Origin of the sequence: Massilia sp. Root133 (assembly GCF_001426525.1) — a bacterium.
Lineage (GTDB): Bacteria > Pseudomonadota > Gammaproteobacteria > Burkholderiales > Burkholderiaceae_D > Telluria > Telluria orientalis.
This window is the reverse complement of the sequence record NZ_LMEW01000012.1, coordinates 441,852-458,791: the sequence shown is the minus strand read 5'-3', so window position 1 is coordinate 458,791 and position 16,940 is coordinate 441,852. Positions and strand designations below refer to the sequence as shown.

Annotated in this window: 13 protein-coding genes; 5 read left to right on the top strand and 8 right to left on the bottom strand. The window is 65.8% G+C overall.

The window, feature by feature from the left end:
• Positions 1 to 6: 6 nt before the first annotated feature.
• The 4 genes from ASD28_RS12750 to ASD28_RS12735 all read right to left on the bottom strand — a co-directional run bounded on the left by ASD28_RS12750 (position 7) and on the right by ASD28_RS12735 (position 7,577).
• The gene (locus tag ASD28_RS12750) at positions 7 to 1,653 is read right to left on the bottom strand and encodes a DUF5597 domain-containing protein (RefSeq protein WP_056127895.1); all 1,647 of its coding nucleotides are present in this window, start codon (positions 1,651 to 1,653) and stop codon (positions 7 to 9) included.
• Positions 1,654 to 1,732: 79 nt separating this feature from the next.
• Positions 1,733 to 4,768, bottom strand: coding sequence for a TonB-dependent receptor (locus tag ASD28_RS12745; protein ID WP_229412390.1), 3,036 nt, complete (start codon positions 4,766 to 4,768; stop codon positions 1,733 to 1,735).
• 319 nt (positions 4,769 to 5,087) lie between these two features.
• Positions 5,088 to 6,260, bottom strand: a complete 1,173-nt coding sequence (locus ASD28_RS12740; RefSeq protein ID WP_056127893.1) for an AraC family transcriptional regulator — start codon at positions 6,258 to 6,260, stop codon at positions 5,088 to 5,090.
• A 111-nt stretch (positions 6,261 to 6,371) separates the two neighbouring features.
• A complete protein-coding gene (locus tag ASD28_RS12735) occupies positions 6,372 to 7,577 on the bottom strand; it encodes a DNA-binding transcriptional regulator (protein WP_056127890.1) in 1,206 nt (401 codons plus the stop codon).
• A gap of 226 nt (positions 7,578 to 7,803) precedes the next feature.
• On the opposite strand from ASD28_RS12735, the gene ASD28_RS12730 reads away from it, so the two are divergent.
• On the top strand, positions 7,804 to 8,310 hold the full coding sequence (locus ASD28_RS12730; protein WP_056127887.1) for a DUF1993 family protein: 507 nt from the start codon (positions 7,804 to 7,806) through the stop codon (positions 8,308 to 8,310).
• On the opposite strand, the gene ASD28_RS12725 is transcribed toward ASD28_RS12730, so the two are convergent.
• Positions 8,311 to 8,529, bottom strand: a complete 219-nt coding sequence (locus ASD28_RS12725) for a DUF1289 domain-containing protein (protein WP_056127884.1) — start codon at positions 8,527 to 8,529, stop codon at positions 8,311 to 8,313.
• Positions 8,510 to 9,079: a DUF1415 domain-containing protein gene (locus ASD28_RS12720; RefSeq protein WP_056127882.1), complete on the bottom strand. Its 570-nt coding sequence runs from the start codon at positions 9,077 to 9,079 to the stop codon at positions 8,510 to 8,512. Before ASD28_RS12720 ends, ASD28_RS12725 begins: the two co-directional genes overlap by 20 nt.
• 428 nt (positions 9,080 to 9,507) lie before the next feature.
• On the opposite strand from ASD28_RS12720, the gene ASD28_RS12715 reads away from it, so the two are divergent.
• The gene (locus ASD28_RS12715; RefSeq protein ID WP_056127877.1) at positions 9,508 to 10,872 is read left to right on the top strand and encodes a transglycosylase SLT domain-containing protein; all 1,365 of its coding nucleotides are present in this window, start codon (positions 9,508 to 9,510) and stop codon (positions 10,870 to 10,872) included.
• A 363-nt stretch (positions 10,873 to 11,235) separates the two neighbouring features.
• On the top strand, positions 11,236 to 12,798 hold the full coding sequence (locus tag ASD28_RS12710; RefSeq protein ID WP_056127874.1) for a DEAD/DEAH box helicase: 1,563 nt from the start codon (positions 11,236 to 11,238) through the stop codon (positions 12,796 to 12,798).
• Between the two features lie 62 nt (positions 12,799 to 12,860).
• Here the strand turns inward: ASD28_RS12710 and senA are convergent, their stop codons facing one another.
• Positions 12,861 to 14,081, bottom strand: coding sequence for a selenoneine synthase SenA (gene senA / locus ASD28_RS12705; RefSeq protein ID WP_200949097.1), 1,221 nt, complete (start codon positions 14,079 to 14,081; stop codon positions 12,861 to 12,863).
• Between the two features lie 39 nt (positions 14,082 to 14,120).
• On the opposite strand from senA, the gene senB reads away from it, so the two are divergent.
• On the top strand, positions 14,121 to 15,107 hold the full coding sequence (gene senB / locus ASD28_RS12700) for a selenoneine biosynthesis selenosugar synthase SenB (protein WP_056127872.1): 987 nt from the start codon (positions 14,121 to 14,123) through the stop codon (positions 15,105 to 15,107).
• A complete protein-coding gene (gene selD, locus ASD28_RS12695; RefSeq protein WP_056127869.1) occupies positions 15,104 to 16,159 on the top strand; it encodes a selenide, water dikinase SelD in 1,056 nt (351 codons plus the stop codon). Before senB ends, selD begins: the two co-directional genes overlap by 4 nt.
• An 8-nt stretch (positions 16,160 to 16,167) precedes the next feature.
• Here selD and ASD28_RS12690 read toward each other — a convergent pair whose 3' ends face one another.
• A complete protein-coding gene (locus ASD28_RS12690) occupies positions 16,168 to 16,812 on the bottom strand; it encodes a DUF1906 domain-containing protein (RefSeq protein ID WP_056127866.1) in 645 nt (214 codons plus the stop codon).
• Positions 16,813 to 16,940 lie beyond the last annotated feature (128 nt).

Below are 16,940 nucleotides of genomic sequence, written 5' to 3'. Positions count from 1 at the left end.
CCGTTCTCAATACGCGCGCAGCCGGATCTTCAGGATCGTGGGCCGCGCCGGCAGGTTGACACCATGGTCGACCTGGTCGCCATTCCAGTTGCGTTCCATGATCCAGCGCCCCTGCGGGTCGAACTGCCCTTCCTCCACGCGCGCGAACATGGAACGTTTGCCTTCGTTCGCGCCGGCCGGCCAGAAATGCAGGCGGACGTGCTGTCCGATCACGATGAACTCGTCGGCGCCGATCTGCGCGAAGGCCGCGCCGCCGTTCGGGGCCGCCGTGCCGGGCGGGTAGTCTTCCTCCTTCGCGTCCTTGCCCATCGTGCCGAACTGCCACTCGCGGAACGAGGCGGAGACGCCCCAGTCCTTGAGTACCAGCGACTGCGGCTTGCGGTCGTCGCCTTCCGCGATGCCGGCCGTGCGTCCTTCCAGCGCCCACCGTCCCCACTGCTGCGCCAGCGGCGCGAACGCGGCGTAGATGGTCCCGAACGGTTCGACCATGGTCTTGTCCGTGCGCTTGGAGCCCAGCGGATAATTGCTGTAGTCCGCGTAGTCGATGCCAAACGGCGCCACGCCGATCGCGCCGGCGCCGAGGATCCGGTAGACATAGCGGGCATACGCGGCCGCGTTGCCCATCTCCGGCACGAACAGCGCGTTGTCCGGGCGCTGGAACTTGTCCAGCGTCGCCGCCACGCTGTTCGATTGCGGCGCGTACAGGTCGGGACCGGCGACGTCGATGTGCGGGGCGGCGGCCTTGTAGATGTCGATCACGTCGTACGTCGGACCGCCGCTGGCGAAGTTGCCCTTCCACGGTGCCAGCGGTTCGAGCGGATCGCGCAGCGCATTGTTGACGAACATCGGCAGGTCGTACACGGCGCGTCCGGCCTGCGCGATGTCCTCGATGTAGTTGGCGACCGCCCAGGCGTGGAAATATTCGTCGGCATACGGACCGTAGACCTCCGACCAGGTGCCGCTCGCGGCGCCGGGCACGGGCGGCTTCTTGCGCGCGAGGACGGCCGCCGGCACCGGCTGGCGGAACGCCGCCTCGCCCCGCGGTGCGAAATCGCGCACGGTGCCGTAGGTGCCGACCTCGTTCTCGACCTGCACCATGATCACGGTGCGCTGCGCTTCGTCGATCTGCTTCAGGTGGCGCATCAGGGCGACGAACGCCTTCCTGTCGGCCACCAGGGTCTGCTCGCCCAGCGGCGACAGGCAGTAGCTGGCCTTGCCATCGCGGCCGAGCATGCGCGGGAAACGCTTGTCGTCGAACTTGACCCATTCGGGCGTGTACGCGGGGCCGGTGTTCTTCCAGGTACCGAACCACAGCAGCACGAGGCGCACGCCGTTGCGGCGGGCCTCGGCCACGAGCGTGTCGACGTAGCCGAAATCGAACTTGCCCTCGACGGGCTCGATCTGTTCCCACGCCACGGGGATCTCGAGCGTGTTGGCGTGGGCATCCTTGACGGCGGCCCAGACCTTGGGCAGCGCATTCGGATAGTTGCTGGAATTGTGGGCCTGCACGCCGAGCATGGTGAACGGCTTGCCGTCGACCAGCAGCGCATAGTGGCCGTCTTGCTGGACCAGGCGCGGCATCGGGGCGGCGGCCAGCGCCTGGGTGGAGATCAGGACGAGCGTGGCCAGCAGGTGATTGGAGCGTTTTTTCATACGTGGATCCGTCGGGTTGAATGAAATGGCCTCCCGCGACCGGCAAAGGTCGCGGGAGGCCTGTTCCGCAGCTGAATGCTTAGAACGTGTAGTTCATCTGGGCGCTGAAGGTGCGGCCCGTGTAGAAGGCGTTGTGCAGTTTCATGCCGACCTGCTGCTGCATGTACTGCCGGTAGACCTGGTTCGTCAGGTTGCCCACCTGGCCGCCCAGGCGCAGGTGGTCCGTGAACTTGTACTGGAAGCCCAGGTCGAGCTGGCCGTACGCGCCGCCCCAGGTCGGCAAGCCGTAGTTGACCGAGTAGCCCTGGCCGTAGTTCGGGCTGTCCGGGTTGCGGTCGATGCCATCGTTGCCGGCCGTGCCCCACGAGTTGGTCGACTGCAGGTACTTCGAGCGCCAGCTGTACGCGAGGCGCAGCGACACCGCGTCCTTGTCGTACAACAGCGCCACGTTATACGAGTTCTTCGACAGGCCCACCAATGGCATGTCGCCGAACACCCGGCCGTCGGTGTCGCAGCCTTGCAGGTTGCGGACCATGTTGGCCATCAGCGTGTCCTTCGGCGTGCACCAGGTGCCATTGACCGGGTTGTGGTACGTCGTGCTGCTGTCGATATATGTGAAGTTGCTCGACACGCCAAGGCCGGAGAACAGGCCCGGCAGCTTGTCGAAGTAGGTCTGGAAGCCCGCCTCGATGCCGCTGACGCGGGCGTCCATGCCGTTCACGGGCCCCGTGACCATGAAGTCGTGCGTCGTTCCGGTGACGTCCTGCAGCGGATAGACCGTCGTCTGCGCGATGATGACGTCCTTCAGCCGCTTGTTGAAGACGCCGAACGTCGCCGAGCTGGCGCGGCCGAAGTAGTACTCGGCCGTCAGGTCGAGGTTGGTGGCCATGACCGGACGGAGCGACGTATTGCCGCGCAGCTGGCCGTTGTACGCGATCGAGTCGACCACCGGCTTCTGGTCGTCGCCGGGCGGCGTGTGCGTCTTGATGTCCATGCCCAGCGTCGTGTAGGCCTGCAGCAGGTAGAAGTCCGGACGCGACATGCCCTTCGACAGCCCGAGGCGGAACTGCAGCTCGTCGCTGGCCTTCAGCTTCAGGTTCAGGCTCGGCAGCACGCGCGTGTAGGTGCTCTCGAACGTCTGCTTCTCCGACTGCGCGGGAATGTCCGGCACGCCCGGCAGCAGCGGCTTGTTGGGCGGCGTGAACAGCGTGTAGCCGATCGACTTCGGATTCGTGCGCACGACGCGCACGCCGACGTTGCCGTCGATGGGATACGCGAGCTTGTCGAACGCGAAGCGCAGCTGGGCGTAGGCCGCCTGCGTGCGTTCGTGCTGGTCGTTCAGGCCGATCGCATCGCCGAACTTCGGCGGTTTGTAGCTGCAGTCGTTGTTGCGGCCGGTCGCGTTGGCTTCGTTGCACAGGGTCGTGTAGTAGTCGTGCAGCTTGTTGACGGCGTCGACCGAATTGGCCAGCGACGCGTCGGGCACGATCACCGGTGCCGGCGACGCCGCGGAACCGCCGAAGAAGTTCTTGAACTGGTGCAGGCCGAAGCCCTGGGCGAAGCGCGGGTCGCCCAGGCCGGCGAACTGCGCCAGCGGCTGCCACGACTGGTTGCCGACCGCCCATCCCTGCGAGATCTGGACCCATTCGGAATCGTGGGTGGACTGCGTCACCGCCGAGCGGTCGGTCACGCGCACGCCGAAGCGCAGGTCGTTGAGGATCGGATGGTCGAACGTGTACTTCGCGTCCAGGCGCGCCGTGTTCATCTGCGCCTTCGCCACGTCATGATGCACCTGCGTGAAGCCCCAGTAGTAGTGCGACGGATCGGCCAGGTATGCCCGCGACGCCTGGTCGAACGAGATCGACGGCATGCCGCCGCGCAGGTCGACCGTCTGGCCGGGCACCCAACCGCCCAGGCCGACCGTGTTGTCGTAGCCGTCCGTCGTGGCCTGCACGTGCTGCAGGTCGGCCTTGAAGGTCCACGCGTCGCTGGCGCGCCAGGTGCCCGACCACGACACGTCGCGCGTGTCGGACGTGCGGCCGCTCGCGCGCGCATCGGTGCCGAAGCCCAGGCCCGTGCCGAAGCCCGGACCGCTGTTGGTGGTGTCGTGCAGCGTGCCGGTCAGCAGGGCGCCGTTGGCGTCGTACGTGGCGCCCGGATCCAGCGACAAGGTGGCCGGGTTCGTGCCGCCGAAGTAGGAGTGCTCGTCCGAGTGCTGCTTGTAGCGCGAACGCAGGAACGTCACGTACGAGCTGAAGTCGCCCTTCTTCCACTGCAGCGCGCCATACAGGCCGTCGCGGGTGCGGTCGAAGGTGTTCTGTCCCCAGCTCGCGGACGGGGTGACCCAGACGCGCTTGCCGGGCACGAGGTCGTCGCGCGAGCTGTACGGGGCGATCGACAGGCTGTCGCTCTGGTTCGCGATCTTCGAGTGCGCGAGGTCGATCAGCACGCCGACCTGGCCGAACCGCGTGTCCCAGCGGTCCGAGTACAGGCCGGACACGGACGGCGGCGCGGTCTTCTGCCGCAGCGACGAGCGCGAGACCTCGGTCGACAGCGCCACCTTGCGGCCCTTGGCATCGAACGGCAGCGCGGTGCGCAGGTTGACCAGGCCGCCGATGCCGCCTTCGATCTGCTCGGCGGACGGGTTCTTGTACACGTCCACGCCGGCCATCAGCTCGGGCGGCACGTCCTCGAAGCTCAGCGCGCGGCCGCCATTGGCGGAGAACGCGTCGCGGCCGTTGAATTCGGAGCGGACCTGGCCCGCGCCCAGGCCGCGGATCGACACGCCCGTGCCTTCGGCCGCGTAGTGGTTGACGCTGTCGCCCACGCCCTGCTGCGGGTCGACCCGGTTCATCGTGCGGTCGATGCTCACGCCGACGACCCGCTGCAGCACTTCCGTCACCGATTTGTCCGGCAGCTTGCCGATGTCGTCGGCGACGATCGAGTCGACGATTTCGTCCGCGTTCTTCTTGATGTTCTGCGCCGACTCGAGCGCCGCGCGCTGGCCGTGCACGACCACCGTGGCCGGTTCGGTCTGCGCCAGCGCGGCGCCGCTTGCCATCAGGGCGAGCTGCGCGACGCCGATGGCGATCGCTGTTTTCCTGGTATTGTTCACCTTGTCAAGTCTCCGTGTTGTCCTGGATGTCGTCGCCGTCGAATACGTGCGGCGATCCCTCATTCTGTTTGCCGCACCGGCCCGCAGCAATTTCGAAATCCCTCAAACAACCAACGAAAACAAGGCGCGCTTCGACACGGGCCCAAAAAAAGGGACGGCCGGAGCCGTCCCTTAACCCACTTGAACGCGGGAGGAGATGATGCTGCGCATCGATCGGAGAACGATGCGCGAGCCACCCATGCATTCTACGGACCGCCATCCGGCGTCGCCAGAACGAAATCCCTCAAATTGTTGGTGAAAATCCGTGGGCGCGGGCGCGTTACGGCCCGGCGGATTCCGGTGCGCTGTCGCGCAGCTTGCGGAAGGTCTTCGGCGTGCAGCCGTATTCTTCCTTGAAGAGTTTGTTGAAGTAGGAGACGTTCCGGTAGCCCACGGCATAGGCGATTTCCGCCACGCTCGTGTCTTCCTTCGCGCCCAGCAGGCGCGCCGCCTCGGTCAGCCTGAGCTTGTTCAGGTACGTGGAAAACGTGAAGCCCAGCTCCGCCTTGAGGATCTCGTTGATCTTGTTGCGGCCGATGCCGAGCTTGTTCACCGTGGTCTCGACATCCAGTTCCGGGTTGACGTATTCCGTCGCCATGAAGCGCAGGATGGCGCTCTGCTCCTTGTCGCGATGCAGGTCCTGCGACAACTGCTGATAGGCGACCAGGGGAATGTCGCGCCGCATCTTGTCCTTCACTTCCGCCAGCAATGCCCGGGTATGGCGGCGGAAGAACCACAGGCCATAGGCCGGCCACGCGACGACCATGAACGCCGCGAACAGGGCCAGGTAGCGCATGTCGCGCCCCGTCAGGGTAAGGTTCCTGACCTGGACGGTCGAGAGCACGCCGTAGGGGCTCTGGAACGTGCTGCCGAACGAGAGCTTGGCGATCCGTGTCAGCGTGTGTTCCTGGCGCGCGAGGTTCAGCCCGTACCTGTCGAACCACCACTGGTCGGTGCGCAGACGCGCCAGGTCGAGCTCGACGTGCTCGCCGTTCTTGTTGCAGAAAAAATAGGTGTAGGGGGTGCGATAGGTATCGAACCGGCCGGGAACCGATACCTGGTCGTCGAACAGCACGAGGCCGAATGCCAGCGTGTTGGCCGGCGCGCAGTTGACGTCGAACTCCACCGCGCTGTAGCGGGACAGGTCGACGTGCGTGAACTTGCCGGCGCGGTCGCGGAACGCCACTTCCGCGTGGACGAACGGATACGCCGCCGCCTTGACGGACGTGAACTCGAAGCTCAGCGTGGCGGCGTCGTCGATCAGCCTGGCCGTCGAACGCCCGCCCACGGCCGAATCGGCCATGATCTCGGCGTGCCACGGCAGGCTGCTGTCCGCGGCGGGCAGCAGCGGCAGCCGGACATAGGTGCTGCGGACGCAGGCATAGCCGATGAGAACGCTCGCCACGACGAGCCCCAGCAGCCCGGCGAGCGCCTTGTTGTAGAAACTCTGCATTACCTGCTGCCACCTCGACGAATTTAGGCTTGGCGGCCGTCTTGCGGCCCCATCAACATAATGACAGGTCGCCCATGGATTTGTCGAGATGCGCGCCGGGTGGCGCGGGCGTCAGGCCTGCAGCGCGACTTCCTGCGGTATAGCCTGCGCCAGCGCCACGCGCTGCTGGTATTCCCGCGGCGAACAACCGAGCTCGCGCTTGAACACGGCGAACAGGTATTGCATCGATGTAAAGCCGCAACGCTGCGCCACCTCGGCCACGCTGCAATCCCCTTCCGCCAGCAGCGCGGTCGCGGCATCGAGCTTGAAGCGCAGGATCTCGTCGTGCACGCTGCAGGCCAGTTCCTGCTGGAAATACGTCTCGAGGGTGGAGCGCGAGACGCCGACGTAATCGGCGACCTGGTCGCCCTTGATGCCCTGGCAGGCATACTGGCGGATAAAATGCCGGGCACGCATGACGCGGGGGTTCTTGACGGGCTGGTGGCTGCTCGACGCGAGCACGTTGATGCCGGCGGGCGGCACCAGGATGCGCGAGCATTCCAGATACGTCCCTTCGAGCAGCTGATGCAGCATCCGGGCCGCGGTGCGGCCGATCTCGTTCGAGCCCTGGATCACGGAGCTGAGCGGGATACACGACAGCATGCGTGCCAGCGGATCGTTGTCGATGCCGATGATGGCGACCTGTTCCGGCACGGCGATATTAGCAAACTGACAAGCCTGCAGCAACTGGCGCGCGCGCGCATCGGTGGCGGCGATGATCCCGATGGGTTTTGGCAGGCTCTGCAGCCACCGTACCTGCTGCGCGACGTCCTCCTCCCAGCTGCGGGCGCCCTCTCCGCGCAGGATCTCGACGTCGAATTTGTCGCGCTGCATCAGGAACCGGAACGCCTTTTCGCGCTCGAGCGCCCATGGGTGCTTCGTCCCGTCGGGCAGGGAAAACAGGGCGAACCGGCGCAATCCAACGTCGATCAGGTGGGTATAGGCGAGGTTGACGAGCTTGAAGTTGTCGGTCGCGACATACGGCACGTTGGCCGGATAATCGGCCTCGTTCGCGTATGAGCCGCCGACGGCGACGACGGGCACGGGGCTGTCGGCCAGCGCCGCGGCTACGGCCGGGTCGTCGAAGTGGGCGATGATGCCGTCACCTTGCCAACGCGCAAGACTCGACAGGCGCAAACGAAAATCATCTTCGATGAACAATTCCCACGATGTCCGCCGGCTCGACAGGTAACCGGCGATACCGCCGATGACCTCCCGGGCGAACGCCTGGTTGGCATCAAATAACAATGCAATGCGATGTGTTTTTGGGCACTTCATTGGCGACGGTCTCCATGTTGCGTCCTGGCTGGACGTCTCTTTTCAATCCGGCAATGTCCCAAAGTATCTTTTCGAGTGCGCTGTTCCCTGTAGAATTTTTTTAATCGACTCCTAGGAGGATACGAATAGTTGAAGTTTTACATGCCAAAAGTGTTATTTGCGGGCGCCAAGCGGCAATGATGCAGGCTTGCTATCATCGGGGTCTTTATATATTGAGGAGGCATCCATGACACTTTCCCTGTACACGGCTTCGGTCCCCGTGTTCCGCCAGATCCTGGGCAGCCTGTCCGCCATCCTGACGAAGGCCGAGGCGCACGCGGACGCGAAGAAGCTGGATCCGAACGCGCTGCTGCAGGCGCGCCTGTTCCCGGACATGTTCCCGCTCGTGCGCCAGGTGCAGCTGGCGACGGATTTCGCCAAGGGCGCGGCCGCGCGCCTCGCGGGCGCCGACGTGCCGCGGTACGACGATGTGGAGACGGATTTCGCGGGCCTGCAGGCACGCCTTGAAAAGACGCTGGCCTTCCTGGACACGGTGGCGCGCGAGGCGGTGGATGCCGGCGGCGACCGCGACGTGACGATCGGCACGGGCGCCAACCAGCGCCAGTTCAAGGGCCAGGTTTATTTGTTGCACTACGCGCTGCCGAACTTCTATTTCCACGCCGCGACGGCGTACGACATCCTGCGCCATAACGGGCTGGAGATCGGCAAGCGGGATTTCGTCGGGACGTTCTGATCAGGTATTGCGGCGCGGGTAGCCCTGCGCCAGGATGCGCTGCCACACCACTTCCTTCTGCTCGGCCGTCATCGAGACCCAGTGCGCCACCTCGACGACGGTCCGGCCGCAGCCGCGGCAGATGTCGTCGAAGGTGGTCGAGCAGACTGCGACACAGGGCGTGTCCGGCCTCACCGGCAGGGGCGTTCCCTGCTGCGCGTCAACGGGCCGGGCCGACATCGAGCTTGTCCCAGCCTTCGTGGCCGAGCTGTTCCATGGTCTCGATATTCTTCTCGAAGATCTCGGCCGCATCGGGGATCGCTTCCACGGCACGGTCGATGCTGTCTTCGCGCAAGAGCTGCAGCACCGGGTAAGGCGAACGGTTCGTAAAGTTCTCGATGTCGTTCGGGTCCGTGTCCGCGAACTGGTAGTCAGGGTGGAAGCTGGCGATCTGCAGCTCGCCGTCCAGGCTCATGTCTTCGACGGCGGCGTCGGCCACATCGAGGAATTCATTGAAGTCCAGGAAATCCTGCAGCACGTACGGGTGGATCAGCAGGGTCGTGTCGACCTGCTCCGGGTCCGTGTCGGCCAGCAGCTGCAGCTCGTCCATCAGCGTGTCCAGCAGGGATTCCGGCGCGCGCGCGTGGGAGACGACATAGCGCACCTGGTCCTTCACTTGCACCGCCTTCGCGAACGGACAAAGGTTCAGGCCGATCACGGCGCGGTCGACCCAGCGCCGGGTGGCGGCGATGATGGCGTCATCGTCCACGTTCTCGTTGGTAGTGCTCATTCGATGCTTTCCAAAAATACAAAACTGCTTGGTGCAGAGACGGCAATTGTACGCTTTTTGCGTCCTCTCATGGAACATCCGACAAGCCGGACTAACTTGAAAGACAGGCTGGTATTACCCGGCAGTCCATGAAGTCCAGGTACAAATTTGACAATGCCGGGCTCGTGAAAGCACCGATTTTCTCCGTCGAAATTTCATATACACCCATGGGTATCTACCAAAGCGCTTGATTTTCGTCAGTCAAAGACAAGCTCGCTGGAACCATACCCCCTCATATATCGTCTTAACGGGTGTCCTCGTTAGCAAAAAGAATAGACAAGATTTTTTGTAACTGCGCCGACATATTTCTTGACTGACTCGGTAACTGGTCCGTACACTCCGACTTCACTCGTCAGTCCTGCCGTTCCTGGACGCAACACTGGAAAGCTATGAACGAAACGACTCGCTCCACTTACGCCCTGGCCATCGCGCTCCTGTCCGTCTCCGCGATCAGCCACGCCGCCGACAGCGCCCCGAGCCCGATCGCCCAGAGCAGCAGCAGCGCGGCCGCCATGGCCAAGGCGATCCTGCCGCAATCCCCGACCCCGTCCAAGTCCGACGACTACAAGGACCCCGACCTGTGGGCCCGCATCCGCAGCGGCTACGCCATTCCCGACATCGACAACGCCCTCGTCGCCAAGCACGTGCAGTGGTACGCGAGCCGTCCGGACTACCTGACGCGCACCTCGGGCCGCGCGTCGCTGTACCTGTACCACGTCGTGCAGGAGCTGGAAAAGCGCGGCATGCCGACGGAACTGGCCCTGCTGCCCGTGATCGAATCCGCGTTCAACCCGCAGGCCCTGTCGAACGCCGACGCGGCCGGCATCTGGCAGTTCGTGCCGGGCACGGGACGCGACTTCAACCTGCAGCAGAACATGTTCAAGGACGAGCGCCGCGGCGTACTCGCCTCGACCGACGCCGCCCTCACCTACCTGCAGCGCCTGTACACGATGTTCGGCGACTGGCAGCTGGCACTCGCCGCCTATAACTGGGGCGAAGGCAATGTGCAGAAGGCGATCCAGAAAAACCGCGCGCTGGGCAAACCGACCGACTTCGAGAGCCTGGCCGAGCTGATGCCAGCGGAAACCCGCAACTACGTGCCGAAGCTGCAGGCCGTCAAGAACATCATCGCCAATCCGGCCCAGTACGGCGTCGCGCTGCCGACGATCGACAACACGCCGTATTTCGTCGCCGTCGACAAGACGTCCGACATCGACCTGGCCGTGGCCGCCCAGCTGGCGGAGATGTCTGTCGACGAATTCAAGGCCCTGAACCCGCAATTCAAGAAGCCCGTGATCACGGGCGAATCGACCAAGATCCTGCTGCCGAAGGAAAACGCCGAGAAGTTCAACCTGAACCTCGCGCAATGGGGCCGCGCGCTGTCCACCTGGACCACGCACAAGATCACCTCGGCCCGCGAAAGCATCGCCTCGCTGGCCGCGAAACTGGGCACGACCCCGGAAGTCATCCGCCAGGCCAACAATATCCCGCCGCAGATGCGCCTGAAGGCCGGCTCGACCATCCTCGTGCCGAAGACCAGTGCTACCGCGGGCAACGACATCGCCGAAAGCATCGTCGAGAACGCGTCGATGGTGCTGGAAGCCGACCGCGGCGAATCGCGCCGCAACGGCCGCAAGCTGTCCGGCGCCCAGCGCTTCAAGGCCAGCGCCGCGCATGCCGTGGCCGAGATCAAGAGCCGCGTGTCGCGCGGCTCCAAGCCGGCCGTCAACGCCAACGGCCGCAAGCGCCGCTGATTTCGTATCGTTTCGACCACGCGACGGGCCCACGACCCGTCAATACGCGCACATCTGGACGCGTGCCGTGCACGCTATTCAAAAGTGCGGTATAGTGTTGGTTGTGCGCTGCAATAAACATGGCAGTTCGCCGACAGCAGTACCACTAGCAGCTACGCAAGCCCAGGCATCCACGAAGGGTGCCTCTCCATAAAGCCCTCCCGCCCTGTGTGCCGAAACTGGCACCGTCCCGGCGCAAAGCTTTTGTGCCGAAATTTCTTTCGTTTCAGAGTCATTTCGTATCGTTGGCTCGCGTTGCTATTTCGCGTTCCGCTCCGAATAGCGTGGACGCTCACTGATCCATACCGAAAGTAAAGTTAAACAATGAGTTTTGAAGCACTAGGCTTACACGCGTCCATCGTCAAGGCAGTCTTCCAGGCCGGCTATGAAAAGCCGACCCCGGTGCAGGAGCAGGCGGTGCCGGCAGCGATCGCGGGCCGCGACCTGCTGGTCTCGTCGCAAACCGGTTCCGGCAAGACGGCGGCATTCATGCTGCCCTCCCTGCACAAATTCGCCGACGCCGAACCGGCCGCGGCCGGCCGTACCCCTGCGCAGGAAGCGCAGGCAGCACGTGCTCGTGGCGAGCGCGTCCGTTTCAAGGCAGCCCAGCCGAAAATGCTGGTCCTGACTCCGACCCGCGAACTGGCCCTGCAGGTGACCACCGCGACCGAACAGTACACCGCACACATGCGCCGCATCCGCGCCGTGTCGATCCTGGGCGGCATGCCGTATCCGAAGCAGATGCAACTGCTGGCCAAGAATCCGGAAATCCTCGTCGCGACCCCGGGCCGTCTGATCGACCACATGGAGTCGGGCAAGATCGACTTCTCGCAGCTCGAGATCCTCGTGCTGGACGAAGCGGACCGCATGCTGGACATGGGCTTCATCGACGACATCGAGAAGATCGTCGCCGCGACGCCGGAAACGCGCCAGACCATGCTGTTCTCGGCCACGCTGGATGGCGTCGTCGGCAACATGGCGCGCCGCATCACCAAGAACCCGCAGGTGATCCAGATCATGAGCGCGGCCAACCGCCACGAGAACATCACGCAGAAGGTGCACTTCGTCGACGACCTGTCGCACAAGAACCGCCTGCTCGACCACCTGCTGCGCGATGAAACCATGGACCAGGCCGTCGTGTTCACGGCGACCAAGCGTGACGCCGACATGATCGCCGACCGCCTGAACATCGCCGGCTTCGCGGCCGCCGCACTGCATGGCGACATGCACCAGGGCGCCCGCAACCGCACGCTGGACAGCATGCGTCGCGGCCAGGTGCGCGTGCTCGTGGCAACCGACGTCGCCGCGCGCGGCATCGACGTGCCGTCGATCACCCACGTGGTCAACTACGACCTGCCGAAGTTCCCGGAAGACTATGTGCACCGCATCGGCCGCACGGGCCGCGCCGGCCGCAACGGTACGGCAGTCTCGCTCGTGAACCACGCGGAAAGCATGAACGTGCGCCGCATCGAGCGCTTCACCAAGCAGACCATTCCGGTCGACGTGGTGGAAGGCTTCGAGCCGAAGCGTTCGGCAGCACCCCGTTCGGGCGCGCGTCCGGGCTGGAAACCGGGCGATGGCCGCAACGGCAAACCGGGCCAGCGCAGCTTCCACAAGCCGGCCGGTGAAGGCTACCGTGGCGACGCACCGCGTCGCGAAGGCGGTTACCGCAGCGAAGGCGCACCGCGCACGGAAGGCGGCTATCAGGGCCAGCGCCGCGAAGGTGGCTACCGCACTGAAAGCGCACCGCGTAGCGAAGGCGGCTACCAGGGCCAGCGTCGCGAAGGCGGCTTCCGTAGCGAAAGCGCCCCGCGCCGCGAACGCCCGGCCTTCGGCGCGCATCCGCGCTCGGCCGACTCGGCTCGTCGTACGTTCGGCGACCGCTAAGCTTCAGCAGGCATAAAGAAACCCCCGGCATCGCAAGGTGCCGGGGGTTTTGCTTATTTGTTTCATAAGGCGCAGCTGCGGAATCCGGCGAAGATGTCGTCCCGCTCCGGCGTGAAGAAATTGCGGAAATGCGGCGAGCGCAAGCGCGCCGGCGTCGCGAACGACGCGCCGCGCAAGGTCTGGCGCGTGCCGAACCACGGCGCCGAATAATCGCGGTAGCGGTCCGCCTCGAAGCCCGCGAACGGCAGGAAGGGGGACGCCGTCCATTCCCACAACTGCCCCCACGCAAAGCCCGGCTGGTTCGATCCCGCCGCGTATTCCCACTCGTCTTCCGTCGGCAGCCGGCGGCCCGCCCACGCGCACCAGGCCTGCGCCTCGTACAGGTTCACGTGGCGCACGGGTTCCGCGAGGTCGAGCGCGACCGGCCGGCCGAAGCGCACCGTGTACCAATCCTCGCCCTCGCGCGCCCAGTAGCGCGGCGCCGAGCGCTCCTGCGTCATCAGCCACGCGCGGCCGGCCTCCGTCCAGTACTGCGAACGCTCGTAGCCGCCGTCGTGCACGAAGTCGAGGTAGGCGGCCGTGCTGACGAGTCCCGCGTCGATGGCGAACGGGGCGACCTTGACGAGCGCGGCGTTTCGCTCGTTGTCGAACACGAAGCCCCTCGACTGGTCGCCGCCGCGCATGAACGACCCGCCGGGGAACGCGATGTCGCCCGCGCTGCCCGCGGCCGTCGACTGCGCGCGTGGCGCCAGCGCCCCCGCCGGCGCCGGCGCCGGCGCGCCGCGCGACTGCAGCGTCTGCAGGGAGTACAGGAAGGCTTCGCCGTGCATGTCCTCATGCGCCAGTGCCAGACGATACGGATACAGCGCGAGGTCGTCGTCGGCCTCGTGCGCGAGACGGTCGAGGATGCGGTCGAGCACCTCGTGGCAATAGGTTTTCACCGCACCCGGCGGCGGCAGGTCGAGCGTCCAGCGCGCGGCGTGCGGGACGGTGCCGGAATCGAACCAGTCGTCGCCGCGCGCCAGCAGCGAGTGGCCGCTGGCGGCGCCCGGCCGGCTGTCCAGTGCGCCGCGCAGCACGAACCATTCGGCGAACCAGGCCGTATGACCCAGTTCCCACAACGGCGGATTCACGATGGGCAGGCGCGGCACGCGGGCCGCGTCGTCGTAGCCGGCGGCCGCGAGGGCCTCGAACAGCGCGAGCGTATAATGCCGCGCATCCTGCAATGCGACGGCCAGTTCCCTGGGTCCCGCGTGGCGGAACGATGCTTGATTGACGGTCATGCATCATTGTACGACCAATTCCGACTCCGATTCCTACCGATGGCACGAGCGCACATCCACATCGTCAGCCCCGCATCCGCCCGCGAAAACAATGGCAACTGGCAGACCGCAAGCCGCTGGCGGCGCCACCTCGCGCGCGACTACCGCGTCACGATCGGCCCCGGCTGGCAACCGGGAGATGGCGTACCGGACCTGTTGATCGCGCTGCACGCGCGCCGCTCCGCGGCCGCACTGACCGCGTTCAGCGATGCGCATCCGGACCGGCCTGCGCTGCTCGTCCTGACGGGCACTGACCTCTACCGCGACATCCACGACGACGCCGGCGCGCAAGGCTCGCTCGCCCGCGCGCACGCGCTCGTCGTGCTGCAGCCGCGCGGGCTGGACGAGCTGCCGGAAGCCGTCCGCGCGAAGACGCACGTGATCTACCAGTCGGCGCCGCGCCTGCGTCCCGCCCGGCCGCGCATGCCGCGCGACGTCGCGATGATCGGCCACCTGCGCATCGAGAAGGATCCGCAGACGTTCATGGATGCGGCCCGCCTCGTCGGCACGCCGGGCGTACGCCTCGTGCACATCGGCGCCGCGCTCGACGCGGACCTCGGCCGCCGCGCGCAGGAAACGCAGGACGCGACGTCCACCTACCGCTGGCTCGGCGCCCTGCCCCACATGGCGACGCGGCGCCGGCTGCGCCGCTGCCACGCGATGGTCATCGCATCGCGCATGGAGGGCGGCGCGAACGTCATCATCGAAGCGGTGACGAGCGGCGTGCCGGTGCTGGCATCGAACATCTCCGGCAACGTCGGCATGCTGGGCGACGACTACGCGGGCCTGTTCGCACCGGGCGATGCGCAGGCGCTGGCCCGTTTGATCGAACGCAGCGCGACCGACCCGCGTTTCGCCGAGCGCCTGCGCCGCCAGTGCGCGGCGCGCGCGGCCCTGTTCGCCCCCGCCGTCGAGCGAGCACGCCTGCTCGACTTGGTGGATAATCTTCTTCTTCAATCAACGCAAGCACACGAAGGCACCGTATGAACACATCCGCCGACCAACCCATCAAACTGACCTCGTTCTCCCACGGCGGCGGCTGCGGCTGCAAGATCGCGCCGGGCGTGCTGTCCGAGATCCTGAAAAAGTCGAGCGGCTTCCCCGTGCCGAAAGAGCTCATGGTCGGCATCGAGACGGCCGACGACGCGGCCGTCTACAAGCTGAACGACGAGCAGGCGCTGATCGCCACGACCGACTTCTTCATGCCCATCGTCGACGACCCGTTCGACTTCGGCCGCATCGCCGCCACCAACGCGATCTCGGACGTGTATGCGATGGGCGGCACGCCGATCATGGCGCTGGCCCTCGTCGGCATGCCGATCAACAAGCTGCCGCTGGAGACGATCGGCAAGATCATCCAGGGCGGCGAATCGATCTGCGCGGAAGCGGGCATCCCCATCGCGGGCGGTCACACGATCGACTCCGTGGAACCCATCTACGGCCTCGTCGTGATGGGTCTCGTGCACCCGTCGAAGGTGAAGCGCAACGCGGATGCGCGCGCGGGCGACGTGCTCGTCCTCGGCAAGCCGCTGGGCGTGGGCGTGCTGTCGGCCGCGCTGAAGAAGGATCAACTGGATGCGGACGGCTATGCCGCGATGGTCGCGAACACGACGAAGCTGAACAAGCCGGGCAAGGCGTTGTCGGAACTGGCGGGCGTGCACGCGCTGACGGACGTCACCGGCTTCGGCCTGCTGGGCCACCTGCTCGAGCTGGCGCGCGGCGCGCGGCTGACGGCGCAGCTCGACATGGCGAACATCCCGCTGCTGCCGGGTGTCGAGGCGCTGGCCCATGCCGGCTTTTTCACGGGCGCGTCAAGCCGCAACTGGGATGCGTACGGCCACGACGTCGAACTGGGCGCCGCGATCACGGACACGCAGCGCGTGCTGCTGACGGACCCGCAGACGTCGGGCGGCCTGCTCGTCGCCTGCGATCCGGGCAGCGTCGACGAGGTGGTGGCGCTGTTCCGCCGCGAAGGCTTCGGCGACGCGGCCGTCATCGGGTCGATGGCGGCCGGCGCGCCGAAAGTCGTCGTCGGCTGAACGCCCGGTCAAACCGTAAACAGGCCGCCGTCGCGGTCCGGATGCGTCGCGTCCGGATCGATGTCGAGCACGGCCCCGTCCGCGCCGGGAATGCGCACGGGCAGCAGCTGGATGATGTCGTAGCGCTTCTGTTCCGCGTACAGGCGCGAGCCCGCGAAGGCGGTCGACTGCGACAGCCAGGACAGGGCCGCCTGGCCCCGCTCGACCAGCGTGCCGCAGCACAGGCCCGAGCCGTACACGCCCACGCGGTACGACGGTTTGCCTTCCGCCGCCACGTACAGCGCCGCGTGCACGCCGGTAAAATAATTGCTGACGGCGCCGTCGAGATCGGCCTGCGTCGGATCGTAGTCGACTGCGAAATAGATCGCGGAGCCGAACGGTTGCTTGACCACGTCACGGGCCATCTGGAAGGCCGCCGCGCCGTCCGCCAGGCCCTGCGCGCGCGTAAAAAAGCCGGCGCGGGTGCCGCTCGTTTCCCACACGACGCCGAGCGCGAGTCCCGCCTGCGACAGCGCCCGCGCCTCGCCCAGCGACAAATTCTTGGCCGCGTTGTGGCTGTAGTAGCGCAGCGCGAACGCGTAGCCCTGTTCCTGCAGCGCCTGGGCGTGGCGCGTCAGTTCCATCGTCGTGTCGAGACCTTTCAGTACGGGCATGGTGTCCTCCTGGCGACATGAAGCGCGTACTGTGACACTCGGCTCATCCAGAGAAGTTGATTGTTCGCAAAAACCGTGGTGACCAAACGACAACACACGAAACGCTTGACACGCCAAACAAAATTCAC